This is a genomic window from Cystobacter fuscus DSM 2262 (genome assembly GCF_000335475.2).
Taxonomy (GTDB): domain Bacteria; phylum Myxococcota; class Myxococcia; order Myxococcales; family Myxococcaceae; genus Cystobacter; species Cystobacter fuscus.
Window position 1 is genome coordinate 135,677 of record NZ_ANAH02000005.1, and the last position, 12,938, is coordinate 148,614.

A 12,938-nucleotide genomic window follows, 5' to 3' on the forward strand; every position below is an offset into this window, starting at 1 on the left:
AGACAGCCCGGGGCCGTGTGGCCTTCATGATGGACATTCTGGTCATTTCCTGTCCAAGCTCCGCCCCCCTGACCCCAACGACAGTTCAAGCAAATTCAAGAAGGGACGCCATGTTACGCCCCAAGTTCAGGTCACTGAGCCTGTTCCTGCTGTTGCTCGCCTCCGTACAGCTCCCGCTGATCGGCTGCACGCCCCCGCCCCCCGGTCCATCGACCCCGGACGCGTCGACCCCGGATGCATCGACTCCGGATGCTCCGGATGCATCGACCCCGGACGCATCGACCCCGATAGAGGTGCACGGACTCAAGGGCGAGTACTTCCGGATGTCGGCGGCCGGTGTCCGTGACTTCGCCCAACTCGGCGCGGTCGCGCTGGAGCCGGACATCAACTTCCCTGGTCTGGACGCCATGTTCCAGACGCTGACCGGCCGCACCGAGCACACCACGGCGCGGTGGACCGGCCGGCTCACCGCGCCGGAGACCGGCGACTACACGTTCTCCGCGATCGGCGACAATGGCTTCCGGCTGTTCCTCGACGGAAAACCGGTGATCGACCACTGGGTCGGCGATTGGGACGTCGAGCAGAACAGCGAGCCGGTGCACCTCGTCGCGGGCGAGGCTCATGACTTCCGGCTGGAGATGTTCCAGGACGTCGGCGGCGCGAACATGTTCCTGCGGTGGTCGAGCGCCACCATCGGCAAGCAGCTCGTGCCGACCACGGCGTTCACCCCTCCGGCCGACTTCGAGGTCTATCCGATCGCGCTCACCGTCGGCGAGGACGGCCGCCGGCTGACGCTCGACTTCGCCAAGCCGGTCACCGCGCTCGGCGACCTGGTGCCCCACCTGAAGGTGGAGGCCGACACCGTCCCGATGCCGCTGGCCTCGGCCGCCGTCGCCGCCAACGACCCGTCCCTCGTCGAGGTCACCCTCTCCGCACCGGTCCTGCGCGGCCAGCGCGTCCGCGGCTCCTACGACGGCACCAGTGGCCTGAGCGTGGACGGGGAGCAGGTGCCACAGATCATCCGCTACGCCACCAACGGCTCGACCCAGCGGCTGCGCACCGAGTGGGCCGACCAGGTCGACCCCGCCCACCCGCTGCCCGAGTACCCGCGGCCGCAGCAGGTCCGCGAGCAGTGGCTCAACCTCAACGGCCCGTGGGAGTTCGCCGGAGCGGCCGCGGGCCAGCAGCCGGTGTTCGGCCAGAAGCTGCCGGAAAGCATCATCGTGCCGTTCCCGGTGGAGTCCCAGCTCTCCGGGCTGGAGCGCCACGAGGACCACATGTTCTACCGCAAGCTCGTCACCGTGCCCGAGTCCTGGCGGATCGGCGCTGGGCAGCGGCTCCTGCTGAACTTCGGCGCGGTGGACTACCACGCGCGGGTGTGGGTCAACGGCAAGCTGGTCGCCGAGCACCGGGGCGGCTACACCGCGTTCACCGCCGACATCACCAGCGCCCTGAGTGGTTCGGGTGAGCAGGAGATCTTCGTCGCGGTCACCGACACCACGGGGCCCAACCAGCCTCGCGGGAAGCAGTCCTCCAGGCCGAGCGGCATCTTCTACACGCCGTCCTCGGGCATCTGGCAGACCGTGTGGCTGGAGCCGGTGCCCACCGTGGCGATCGACAACATCGTGACCACGCCGGACATCCAGACGAGCACGCTCTCCGTGGAGGCCCGTTCCGCGTCGGCCTCGACCAACGCCAGTGTCACCGCCGTGGCCCGCGACGCCGACGGCAACGTGGTCGGCACCATCACCGGCAAGGCCAACACCCGGCTCACGCTGCCGGTGCCGCAACCGAAACTGTGGACGCCGGACACCCCGTACCTCTACAAGCTCGACGTCACCCTCACCGAGGGACAGAGCACCGACACCGTCGGCAGCTACTTCGGAATGCGCTCGGTGGGGATCCAGAACGTGGGCGGCTTCCCGAAGCTGGTGCTCAACGGCAAGCCGATCTTCTCCCTCGCCATGCTGGACCAGGGCTTCTGGCCCGACGGGATCAACACCGCGCCCACCGACGAGGCCCTGCGCTGGGACCTCCAGGTGCAGAAGGACCTCGGGTTCAACTCCGTCCGCAAGCACATCAAGGTGGAGCCGGCGCGCTGGTACTACCACGCGGACCAGATCGGCCTGCTGGTGTGGCAGGACTTCGTCTCCGGGACCATCACGAACACACAGGGACAGGAGGCGTTCCTCTCCGAGGGCCGCCGCATGATGGAGCAGTTGCACAACGCGCCGTCCATCGCGATCTGGGTGATCTTCAACGAGGGCTGGGGCGAGTGGAACCGGGAGGAGACCGGCCGGATCGCCGATCAGGTCAAGACCGCCGACCCGTCGCGGGTGATCAACGCGCACAGCGGAGTGAACTGCTGCGACTCCAAGGGCGACTCCGGCAGGGGTGACGTCATCGACCACCACGACTACGGCAACAACAGCCCGCCCTACCCGGACACCGCGCGCGCGGCCATGGACGGCGAGCACGGCGGATTCACCCTGCGCACGCCGGGCCACATGTGGCCGGGTGCGCCAACGGTCATCTACAGCGGAGTGGCGGACAAGGCGGCACTGACCCAGAAGTACGTCGAGAACACCCAGACCTACTACCTGGCCGCCGCCGGGGCGGAGCTGTCCGGCTCGATCTACACCCAGGTCACCGACCTGGAGAACGAGCTCAACGGCTTCTACACCTACGACCGGCGGGTGCTGAAGGTCGACCCGGGGCCGGTTCGTGAGATCAACCTGCGGGTGATCGCCGCGGGCGCCAAGGCGGGCGAGGACGCGACGTTCCCCGGCCTCGGGAGCTGGCCGCTCGACGAGGGCAGTGGCACGGTGGGCCATGATACCACCAGCGGGAAAAGCGACGTGGCACTGCGCGGCAACGCCGCCTGGGCGGCCGGGGTTCGCGGACAGGCGCTGCGCTTCGACGGGAACGGCAACTTCGCCGAAACCGTCGCCCCGGTGCTGGACACGCGCGGCGACTACACGATCTCCGCGTGGGTGACGCTCGACAAGCTGCCGGGCAACTTCGCCACCGCGGTCAGCCAGGACGGACGCCGCACGGAGAACCCGTTCTACCTGCAGTACGGGCAGGGTGCGTTCGCCTTCAGCACGCCTGGAGGGAAACGCGCCAGGTACGTCGTGACGCCGCAACTCAACCGCTGGTACCACCTCGTCGGCGTCCGGGCCGGCAGCGAGCAGCGGCTGTACGTCGACGGCGTCCGGCAGGCGATCGTAACGGCTGGCCCGGCGGACGTGAGCACCGGACCGCTGGCGATCGGGCGCGCGAAGTTCGCGGGCAGCAACACCGACTTCTGGGCCGGATCGATCGACGAGGTACAGGCCTTCGGCCGCGCGCTCAGCGACGGCGAGGTGAGCGCCCTGTACTCCGCGGTGCCGCGCTAGGAGTCCCACCGGGCGGCAGGTGCACGAGCCTGCCGCCCGGCCAGTACCTCCAACGCGAAGCGCCTGGGGCCCACTCCCGCCTCTACAGGTGTTCCAGAATCGCGCGCCCCCCTCTCGGGATGAAATGAACCCGATTTTTTCTGAAAATCGGTTTATTCTGATTGTTCCAAGAGGGGTGATCCATGTCTGTGAAGGCATCGAGAAGCGTCGTGATTCGATTCATCCGTGCAGTCCTGTTGAGCCTTGGCCTGCTGGCGTTGATTCCCGCCGACGCGTGGGCCCAGTGGATCGTGTCCTCGCCCAACGGATCGATCAGCATCTCCGTTAGCCTCAACCCTTCCACCGGAGCCCTGAGCTACTCCGTCACGCAGGGCGGTGCCGTGATGCTCGAGAGTTCCGCGCTGGGGATCAGCACCAGCGTCGGCGATTTCTCGAACGGTTTGAGCTTCGTCAGCCGAGCCAGCACCGTCATCAACGAGAGCTACTCCCTGCCCGGCCGGAAGAAGGCGAGCTACGTCAACCACGCCAACGAGGCGGTGCTGCGCTTCTCGAAGGGCGGTCAGGAACTGCACCTGGTCGTGCGCGCGTATGACGACGGCATCGCCTATCGCTACCGCGTTCCCGGAAGCGGCTCGCTCACCATCCACGGAGAGAGCAGCTCGTTCAATCTGCTGGACACGGCAACGGGCCACGCGCAGTCCTACGTGTCGAATTACGAGGGCTACTACACGGCGCGCGGCAGCTTCATCACCGGCGATTTCGGCATGCCGGTCCTGGCAACGGCGGGCAACCGGTGGCTCCTGCTGGCCGAAAGCGACATCGGGGGGAACTACCACACGGCACGGCTGACCGGCGGCAGTGGAAACAACCTGCGGTGGGTCTGGCCCACCGCGACGGGAGTGAGCGCGGCACGGCCGTTCAACAGCCCATGGAGGGCCGCGGTCATCGGGTCGCTCGCCAACATCGTCGAGTCGAACCTGATCGAGAATCTGAGCGCACCGTCTCGACTCGCCGATACCTCGTGGATCCGTCCGGGCCGGGCGGGTTGGTCATGGCGAGCCGGCGGTAATCAATCGGATTACAACACGCACGTCTCGTTCGTCGACTCCGCCTCGATGATGGGCTGGGAGTATTACCTGGTGGACGACGGCTGGCAGGAGAGCTGGGTGCCGTCGCTCGTGAGTTACGCGAACTCGAAGAACGTCGGCATCTGGCTCTGGGTGAACGACGAGGACGTCAAGACCGAGGCGCAGATGCGCACGCTGTTCAGCCGCTGGGCGGGCTGGGGCGTGCGCGGCGTCAAGGTCGACTTCTTCGACGGCGATTCGCAGGTCACGATGCAGCTCTACGAGAAGCTCGCCCAGATCGCGGCGGAGTACCGGTTGCTCGTCAACTTCCACGGATGCACCAAGCCGAATGGTCTCGGCCGCAAGTGGCCCAACGTCCTCACCCAGGAAGGCGTCTTCGGCGCGGAACAAGGAGAGCTGTCCGCGGCGCACAATCTCTCCCTGCTCTTCACCCGCAATGCCATCGGGCCCATGGACTACACGCCGGGCGCCTACTCGAACTCCGGCGGACAGACCACCTGGGCGCATCAAACCGCCCTGCTCGTCATGTTCGCGTCCTACGTCCAGCATTACTCCGACCATGGGGCGATGTACCGCGACAGCATTGCCCGGGAGTTCATTCGCGCACTTCCGTCGGCCTGGGACGATACGCGCCTGCTGGAGGGAAATCCGAGCCAGTACGCCACGCTCGCGCGTCGGCGGGAAAATGACTGGTATGTCGGAACGATCGTCAGTGGGACGGGCAGGACGGCGGCCATTCCCCTGTCGTTCCTGACCGCCGGCACGAACTATACCGCGCACATCTATACGGATGGGACCTCGGACAACGACATCGCGTACCAGGTTCAGTCGGTGACGAGCAACAGCGTGCTCAACCTTCCCCTGAGAGCGAACGGCGGAGCGGCGATCCGTATCACGGCCCAGAGCGTGTCAGTGGTTCCGAGCGCCATCTACAAGATCATCAACCGGAACAGCGGCAAGGCGCTCGCCGTTCAGGGCGCCTCGAGGGCCGACACCGCGCCGGTCCTTCAGTGGGCTTACGTCGACAGCACCACCAACGATGAATGGCGCCTGGTCGACGTTGGCGGCGGATACCACGGCTTGATCAATCGCAACAGCGGCAGGACACTGGACGTCAGCGGCGCCTCGACCACGGCGGGAGCGCGCCTCATCCAGTTCACGAGCCGGGGGAGCGCCAATCAGCAGTGGCAGCTCGTCGATGTGGGCGGCGGTTACGTCCAGATCGTGAGCCGGAACAGCGGCATGGTCCTCGACGTGGAGGACAACGCGACGACCGATGGCGCGAGCATCATTCAATGGCCGTGGAACGGCGGCACCAACCAACAATGGCAGTTGGTGCAGGTCGGCAGCGTTCCCTAACGCGGAACGAATCGTCCTGACTACAGCGTGCCGCCGCGGTGCAGCTCGCGCACCACGGCCACCACGTACAGCGTGATGGACACCAGGAGCAGCAGGCTGCCCAGCATGTAGAAGCCCACGAAGCTGGCGCGGATGGCGGAGAGGATGGGCAGCATCAACAGCAGGCCCACCACGCAGAGCACGACGGCGGCGCGGGTGAGCGTGTCGGACGAGGGCATGGAGCGTCTCACGGGTTCGTGGTGACACGGGTGGGGGCGCGAGTCGGCCGGGCCGGGTGAGGCAGCCCGTGACACGTGAAGCAGCCCATCTCGTCATTCGCGAGCTGCGTCCTCAGCGCCTTGTGACTGTCCACCCGGGTGAAGGTGGGCGCGGTGGCGTGACAGGCCAGACAGTTGGCGTTGGGATAGGTGCCCTTGTACGTGATGGGCTCCTTCCACGTGTCCGTCACGTACAGCAGCCAGTGCCGGAGGCCGTCGCGCTTGGCCTCCACGGTGCCGAAGATGCCGTAGCCCGTGTGGCACGAATAGCACTGCTTGTCGGGGATGGCGCCCGAGCGGTAGTGCCGCGCCGCCAGCGTGGCGCTCCGGGCATCGTGCATGTCCTCGACGAAGGGGTTCATCACATGGCAGGAGTGACAGGCCTCCACGGTCTTCATCGACTCGAACATGTGCCCCGTGGTGCCCAGCAGCGCCACGCCCGGCAGCACGAAGAGTCCCAGCAGCAGCGTCCACCGGTACGTGGAGCGCGCCATGCGCGACTTGAAGACGAACTCCACCAGCACCAGGCCGAGCACCGCCACGCCAATGCACCCCAGCGCGACCACCTCCAGCGCGCCGCCCAGGGTGGCGCCGTGAGGGGGCTCGGGAGCGGCCATCGCCCACAAGGGCCAGGCGTTCATCACGTGCCCTCCTTCACGCGCTCCACCCGCACCGAGGCCAGCTTGTACTCGGGCTGGGCGGAGGTGGGATCCAGGTAGTCGCTCGTCGCCGCGTTCACCAGGTGCTCCGTCGAGTGCATGAGCGCGAACACCACGCCGGGCCGCACCCTCATGCTGGGCAACGCCTTGAGCCGCACCGTGCCGCGCGCGCTCGTCACCTGCACCAGCTCCCCCTCCTTCACGCCCATCACCGCCGCGTCGCCGGGGTGGATTTCGAGGGAGTCGATGTCGATGCCCTGGAGCTGGGCGATCCGTCCCGTGAGGGTGGCGGTGTGCCAGTGCTCCAACCGGCGCCCGGTGGTCAACGTCATCGGGTAGTCGCTCGTGAGAGCCTCCCGGAAGGGGCCCTGCTCGGAGAGAAAGACGACGGCGCGCCCGTCCGGCCGGGCATAGAAGTCGATGCGCCCCTCCTTCTTCGCCAGCGGATCCTCCCCCGGCACGTAACGGCGGCAGGTGCCCGGGTGTTGCTCGGTGGGACAGGGCCAGGTGAGACCCGGCAGCGCCTTCAGCCGCGCGTAGGTCATGCCGCTGAAGTCGTAGGTGGTACCCGCCGAGATCATCCGCCACTCGTCCCAGACGGCCTCGGGCGTGCGGGCCTTCAGCAGCGCGCCATGGCCGAGCCGCTCGCCCAGCGCCACGAGGATGTCCAGGTCCGAGCGCGCCTCGCCCGGGGGCTCCACCAGCTTCTCCACCAGGTGGTAGCGGCGCTCGGACTGCGAGAGGACCCCCTCCTTCTCCGCCCACATGGCCGCGGGGAGGAAGACGTCGGCGTAGCGCGCGGTATCGGTGGGGAAGATGGAGTCGCTGACGACGAGGAAGGCCTTCTCCATGCCCACGCGGTAGCGGTCCGCGTTGGGCAGCGAGCGCGCCGGGTTGGTGGCCATCACCAGGGCCGCGCGCACCCTGCCCTCGCGCATGGCCTCGAAGAGCGGCACGGCGGACAGGCCCGGGTTGGGCGAGATACGGCCCTCGGGCAGACCCCACAGCCGTTCCATGTCCTGGCGGTCATGCGCCTTGGTGACGACCCGCCCGGCGGGCAGCGCGTGCGACAGAGAGCCCGTGTCGCGCACGCCACCTCCCGCGTTGGTCTGGCCTGTCAGCGAGAAGGGCCCGGTCCCAGGGCGTCCGATCTGCCCGGTGAGCAGGTGCAGCGCCATCATCATCCGGTTGGCCGCCACGCCGTGCGTCTGCTGGTTGAGCCCCATGGTCCAGAAGCTCAACGCCGCCTGGGAGATGCCGAAGAGGCGCGCGGCCTCGCGGATCTCCGCCGAGGACAGGCCGCACAGGTTGGCCACCTTCTCCGGCGCGTAGTCCTCGAGGAACGCGCGGAGGTCCTCCAGGGTGAGCGGTGGCGAGTCCGCCGTGCCCTCGCGGAAGGTGACGAAGTCGTTGATGAAGGCCGCGTCCACGAGCCCGGTGCGCAGCAGCTCGTACGCCATGGCGTTGAGCAGGGCCACGTCCGTGCCGGGACGGATCTGCAGGTGCAGCGTGGCGTCGCGGGCGGTGGGAGTGCGCCTCGGGTCCACCACGATGACGCGCGTCTCGGGCGCGGTGCGGAGGCGGTCTCGCACGCGCTCCCAGACGACCGGGTGGCACTCGGCCATGTTGGCGCCGATGACGAAGAAGAGCGTGGCGTGCTCGATGTCGTCATAGCAACCCGAGGGCTCGTCCGCGCCGAACACGGACTTGTAGCCGAACGCCGCCGAGGCCATGCACAGGCGCGGGTTGCCATCGACGTTGTTCGTCCCGATGCCGCCCTTGAAGAGCTTGTTGGCGGTGTAGCTCTCCTGGGTGAAGAGCTGCCCCGAGCCGTAGAAGGCCACCGCGTCCGGCCCTCCCTGGGCAATCGCCTCGCGGAAACCAGCGGCCGCCGCGTCGAGCGCCTCGTCCCAGGAGACGCGCTCGAGCTGCCCGTTCTTGCGCACCATGGGGTAGCTCGCCCGATCCGAGACGTAGAGGATCTCCCGGTTGAGCAGGCCCTTGATGCACAGCCGGCCCCGGTTCCACCCTTCCTGGAGTCCCTCGACCTTCACCACCTTCCCGGCGCGCAGGCCCACCCGCGTCTCGCAGCCCGAGCCGCAGAAGCGGCACACGCTCTTGTGCCAGGAGTCGACCGGGATGGCCTCCTCGCGCGTCCAGCCGATGCACCCGGGACCGATGAGTCCCGTGGCCGCCGTCGCGCCGAAATACTGGAGGAGCTCTCGCCTCGTCAGGTGCATGGTGTCCCTCACAAGGCCCGGCATATCACCCCAGGCCCCGGGAACACCGCGCGAGTGCGTGTGTCGAAAGTCTCCGGGTTGTCCGCTCAGTGACGACCCGGGTGCGGCTTCCGTGGGGTGCTGGCGGGTGAACGGAACCTCCAGCGGAGCGGAGTTCAGTGGCTCACGCCCAGGCGAGGGTGAGGGATCCCCGCCGGGCCAGGAGCCCTCACCGCGGCTCGGCCCCCCAAACGAGCTGGCCATTCCGGTAGAGCGTCACGCCCTCCCAGGGAGTGTACGACGTCTTGGATGGGTCGAAGGAGTAGTCGTTGGACTCGTCGAAGTTCGACCAATCGACCTTGTGGCTGCGGGTTTCGATGACCCCTGAATCGCCGCCCGCCGGAATACCGCCTGCAGCGGAATCAAAGGTGATCTCCAGATAATGGTCCGCCCTCGCCTTCCCCGCGCTCATCTTCACATGCCTGCCGATGACGTTCGCCTGACCGATGCGCGCATAATCGCAGTAGAAGGCAAGCGGCTTCTCTCCATCCACCGTGAACCAGTAGCGGATGGTCAGCTCGCTCAGCTTCACGGGCTCTCCGCCGTTGTTCTTGATCTTGAAGTGCGGCCTCAAGCCGTTATCGCCCGGCTGGGTGTCCGCCGTGCGGTATTGCAGCTCGAGGTTGCTCGTGGGAGGAACGGGCACGTTCACGAGGGCCCAGTACGCCGGTTTGGACTGCAGACGCTCATCGAACAGGAGGGGCCAGTCATTACGGGCCACCGGGAAGGTTCGCAGCCAGGTGTTGCCGTCATCCTTGCCCCACACCGTGACGCTGGAGATCAGGTTCTTGTGTCTCCTGAAAACATCGAACAGTTGCTTGTAGAGGGCAGCCTGCTTCTGTTTCAGCTCTTCCGGGAAGGTGTCATACCGCTGCGAAGACGAGGAGTACACGCTCACGTCCAGCTCGGTGATGTGCGTTTCGACCCCCAGGTCGGCGAACTTGACGATGGAGCTTTCGATCTCCTGAACCGTCGGATAGTAGAGACTGACGTGCGTCTGGTGCCCGACGCCGTCAATCGGAATGCCCTTGGCCTTCAACCGCTTGATCAGGTTGTACATGGCCTGGCTCTTGCCTGATTCGTGGGTGTTGTAGTCGTTGATGAACAACACCGCATCCGGGTCCGCCTCGCGGGCGAACAGGAACGCCTTCTCGATGAACTCCTCTCCCGCGATCTGGTACCACGGGCTGCGGCGCAAGCCGTCGGGCTGCGCGGCATCGAGGACCTCGTTGACCACGTCCCAGGCGTAGATCTGGCCCTTGTAACGGCCCATGACCGCGTTGATGTGCGTCTTCATCCGCTGGAACAAGAGCTCCTTGCTCGCCAGATTTCCGTTCGCATCACGGAACACCCAGTCCGGCGTTTGTGAATGCCAGACCAGCGTATGCCCCCGGATCCGCTGCCCGTTCTCGACCGCGAACTGAACGGCGGCATCCGCACCGCTGAAGTTGAACACGCCCTCCTGAGGCTCCGTGCTGTCCCACTTCAGGACGTTGCCCGGTGTCGTGCTGTTGAAGTGCTTGGCGAGCAACTTCCTGTCCGCTTCCGTCAGGAGTTCACTGTTGGAGAACGCGGTTCCGATCAGGAAGTCCTCGGCGAAGACGTCCTTGAGCGAGGGGATGCCTTCCTCGATGACGACAGGCCCGAGATCAGGCAGCTTCTCCAGGCGGAAATCGTCGATGTAGAGCACCAGGGCGAGATTGTCCGGCGCTTCGAAGTAGACGGACAGATTGTCCGCCGCCTCGAGGAGCTTGTACTGGGCCTGAAACCTCACCCAGCCGCTGGACGTGGCCGTATCGAAGTACATCCTCTCGTAGTGGGTAGTGCTCGGCGTCCTGCGCTGCATCGTCATGGAGACGGTGGTGTTCGGGGCCGCCTGAGCGAGCTTGATCCACCCCGTGAACACGTAGGTCTGGCCCGGCTCCATGTGCGCCGTGACATCCAGCGTCGGGCCATGCCACGATTGATTGCGCTCCCCTACCCTCAAGCCGTATGCGCCGCCGCGGGCCGCTTCCGGCACCACCGTCAACGCCTCCACCCCCCCGCGGCCCTTCCAGCCTTGCGCCGTTCCATCCTCGAAATCAGTCTGGAGAAGCAGGCTGTTCTGCGCGTGGGCGGCAGGCGGCGAGAAGAGCAGCAGAATCAAGGATGACGCCAGGAACGTCTGAAGCACTTTCAGCGCGGACTTGTTCCTCATGGGTTTGGTCTCCATCCGAACGAAGCATTCCTCGGTGGCAATAGTCAGTCACAAAACTGATTCTCGGCGAAAACCGAAAAAACAACAATCTCCGAGTCTATTGCCTGCCAGACATTTCAAAGGCAGGGAAATTTTCCGTTCGCCGACGTCGGCCGTGTATCGCTCCCCAGCGTCGAGCGCGGCGAGCACCCCATCTGGAGTGCTCGCGGACGCGCTCCCGGTCAGGTGGGCAACGCCTTCAAGAAGGCCAGCAGCGCCGCATTGACCTCGGCCGCGCGCTCTTGCTGGATCCAATGACCGGCCTCGGGGATGAGGAGCACCTCCTCGAGGTTGGGCACCAGCGGCTTCATCTGGTCAATGGGGGACATCGCGCGCACGGGGTCCTTCTCTCCGATGATGAAGAGCGCGGGCTGCTCGATCTTGACCGTCGCGAGTTCCGGCAATTCTTCCCAGTCGCGGTCCATGTTGCGATAGCGGTTGAGCCCTCCACGGAAGCCACTGCCCGCGAACTCCTTCGCGAAATACGCCACATCGTCTTCAGTGAGCCAGGCCGGGAGAGTGCCGGGGGTGTCGAGACCCGTGAGGAACTTGTCGCCCTTCTTCTTGGCCCGCACGGCCTCGGCCTTCGCATCGAACCCGGGGATGCCGGCGAGGATCGTGCGCATCGTCCTCGGGATGTCCGCTTCGAACTCCGCCTCCGCGACGCCAGGCTCCTGGAAGTAGAGGATGTAGAACCAGTTCTCTCCGAACATGCTCTTGAAGAGCTTCGTTGGCGGCATGGGCGAGCGACCGAGGTACGGCACGCTCATGCCGACGACGGCGCGGTAGCGGTCGGGGTAGAGCGCGGCGCTGGTCCACGCCATCGCCGCGCCCCAGTCGTGGCCGACGACGACGGCGGTCTTCTCCCCGAGGGCATCGAGCAGGCCAACATAATCGGCGAGCATGTTCTTCATGCTGTACGCCTCGAGCTCCCGTGGCTTGTCGCTGCGGCCGTAGCCGCGGACATCGGGCGCGACCGCGTGGTAGCCGGCGGCCGCGAGCGCCGGGAGCTGGTGGCGCCAGGAGTACCAGGACTCCGGCCAGCCGTGGATGAGCAGCACGAGAGGGCCTTCGCCGGCCTCGGCGATGTGGAGGTTGATGCCGTTCGTCTTGACGGTGCGGTGCTTGATGTCAGTCATGGAACTCGCTTTCGGGGTGAAGTGGGGTGATGCGTCCGTCATGCATGGACATCGCGGCCCTTCTTCGCGGGGAGAGAGCGGTCGCGGTGAACGCTCTTGGCGATGTCCGCCACCGAGGTGCTCCGCAGCTGCGTCATGAGGAGTGCCTCGGCCTCGCCGAGCACCTTGCCGAGTGCGTGATTGACGGCCTGCTCGACGAGGCATCCAGGGCTCTCGCTCCGAGGGCCGATGCTGAACAGAGCGGGTGTTCCGAGCGCGTCGTACACGTCTCCCAGCGTCACTGAATCCAGCTTGCGCGCGAGCGACCACCCCCCGCCGTGCCCTTTCTCCGAGCGCAGGATTCCCGCCTCGCGCAGACCGGCCATGGTCCGCCGCACCACCACGGGATTCGCCTGCATCAACTGCCCGAGTTCCTCCGACGTCACCACGGGAGCCATCTCCTCCATGTGGAGGAGAACGTGCAATGCAACGGAGAGCCGACTGTCACGCCTCATGCCACTTCATATGTTGCGTGAGCGACCGG

Annotated in this window: 8 protein-coding genes; 2 read left to right on the forward strand and 6 right to left on the reverse strand. The window is 66.4% G+C overall.

All coding sequences use genetic code 11. The annotated features are described in order from the left end of the window. The first annotated feature begins 110 nt into the window (after positions 1-110). Together D187_RS08120 and D187_RS08125 are read left to right on the forward strand one after the other, a co-directional pair. Positions 111-3,398 carry a glycoside hydrolase family 2 gene (locus D187_RS08120; protein WP_043428901.1) on the forward strand — a complete coding sequence of 1,096 codons (3,288 nt, stop codon included), beginning with the start codon at positions 111-113 and terminating at the stop codon, positions 3,396-3,398. Positions 3,399-3,607: 209 nt separating this feature from the next. Next, positions 3,608-5,845 (forward strand): glycoside hydrolase family 97 N-terminal domain-containing protein, encoded by a 2,238-nt coding sequence (locus D187_RS08125; RefSeq protein WP_002627332.1) that lies wholly within the window; start codon positions 3,608-3,610, stop codon positions 5,843-5,845. Positions 5,846-5,865: 20 nt separating this feature from the next. Here the strand turns inward: D187_RS08125 and D187_RS08130 are convergent, their stop codons facing one another. The 6 genes from D187_RS08130 to D187_RS08155 form a co-directional block, all read right to left on the reverse strand. Beyond that, on the reverse strand, positions 5,866-6,063 hold the full coding sequence (locus tag D187_RS08130) for a hypothetical protein (protein ID WP_002627333.1): 198 nt from the start codon (positions 6,061-6,063) through the stop codon (positions 5,866-5,868). An 8-nt stretch (positions 6,064-6,071) separates the two neighbouring features. Then, complete coding sequence (locus tag D187_RS08135; RefSeq protein WP_002627334.1) at positions 6,072-6,743, reverse strand: NapC/NirT family cytochrome c; 672 nt, start codon at positions 6,741-6,743, stop codon at positions 6,072-6,074. Continuing rightward, positions 6,743-9,001, reverse strand: coding sequence for a molybdopterin oxidoreductase family protein (locus D187_RS08140; protein WP_002627335.1), 2,259 nt, complete (start codon positions 8,999-9,001; stop codon positions 6,743-6,745). Before D187_RS08140 ends, D187_RS08135 begins: the two co-directional genes overlap by 1 nt. A 208-nt stretch (positions 9,002-9,209) precedes the next feature. Next, positions 9,210-11,237 carry an endo-1,4-beta-xylanase gene (locus D187_RS08145; protein WP_155893246.1) on the reverse strand — a complete coding sequence of 676 codons (2,028 nt, stop codon included), beginning with the start codon at positions 11,235-11,237 and terminating at the stop codon, positions 9,210-9,212. A 221-nt stretch (positions 11,238-11,458) separates the two neighbouring features. After that, positions 11,459-12,415, reverse strand: coding sequence for an alpha/beta fold hydrolase (locus tag D187_RS08150; RefSeq protein ID WP_043428903.1), 957 nt, complete (start codon positions 12,413-12,415; stop codon positions 11,459-11,461). Positions 12,416-12,453: 38 nt separating this feature from the next. Then, positions 12,454-12,909 carry an Rrf2 family transcriptional regulator gene (locus D187_RS08155; protein WP_002627338.1) on the reverse strand — a complete coding sequence of 152 codons (456 nt, stop codon included), beginning with the start codon at positions 12,907-12,909 and terminating at the stop codon, positions 12,454-12,456. Positions 12,910-12,938 lie beyond the last annotated feature (29 nt).

Excerpts from the sequence above, each read along its gene's own strand:
- D187_RS08120 (WP_043428901.1), top strand. The coding sequence starts at position 111 with ATGTTACGCCCCAAGTTCAGGTCACTGAGCCTGTTCCTGCTGTTGCTC.
- D187_RS08130 (WP_002627333.1), bottom strand. The coding sequence starts at position 6,063 with ATGCCCTCGTCCGACACGCTCACCCGCGCCGCCGTCGTGCTCTGCGTG.
- D187_RS08135 (WP_002627334.1), bottom strand. The coding sequence starts at position 6,743 with ATGAACGCCTGGCCCTTGTGGGCGATGGCCGCTCCCGAGCCCCCTCAC.
- D187_RS08140 (WP_002627335.1), bottom strand. The coding sequence starts at position 9,001 with ATGCACCTGACGAGGCGAGAGCTCCTCCAGTATTTCGGCGCGACGGCG.
- D187_RS08145 (WP_155893246.1), bottom strand. The coding sequence starts at position 11,237 with ATGAGGAACAAGTCCGCGCTGAAAGTGCTTCAGACGTTCCTGGCGTCA.
- D187_RS08150 (WP_043428903.1), bottom strand. The coding sequence starts at position 12,415 with ATGACTGACATCAAGCACCGCACCGTCAAGACGAACGGCATCAACCTC.
- D187_RS08155 (WP_002627338.1), bottom strand. The coding sequence starts at position 12,909 with ATGAGGCGTGACAGTCGGCTCTCCGTTGCATTGCACGTTCTCCTCCAC.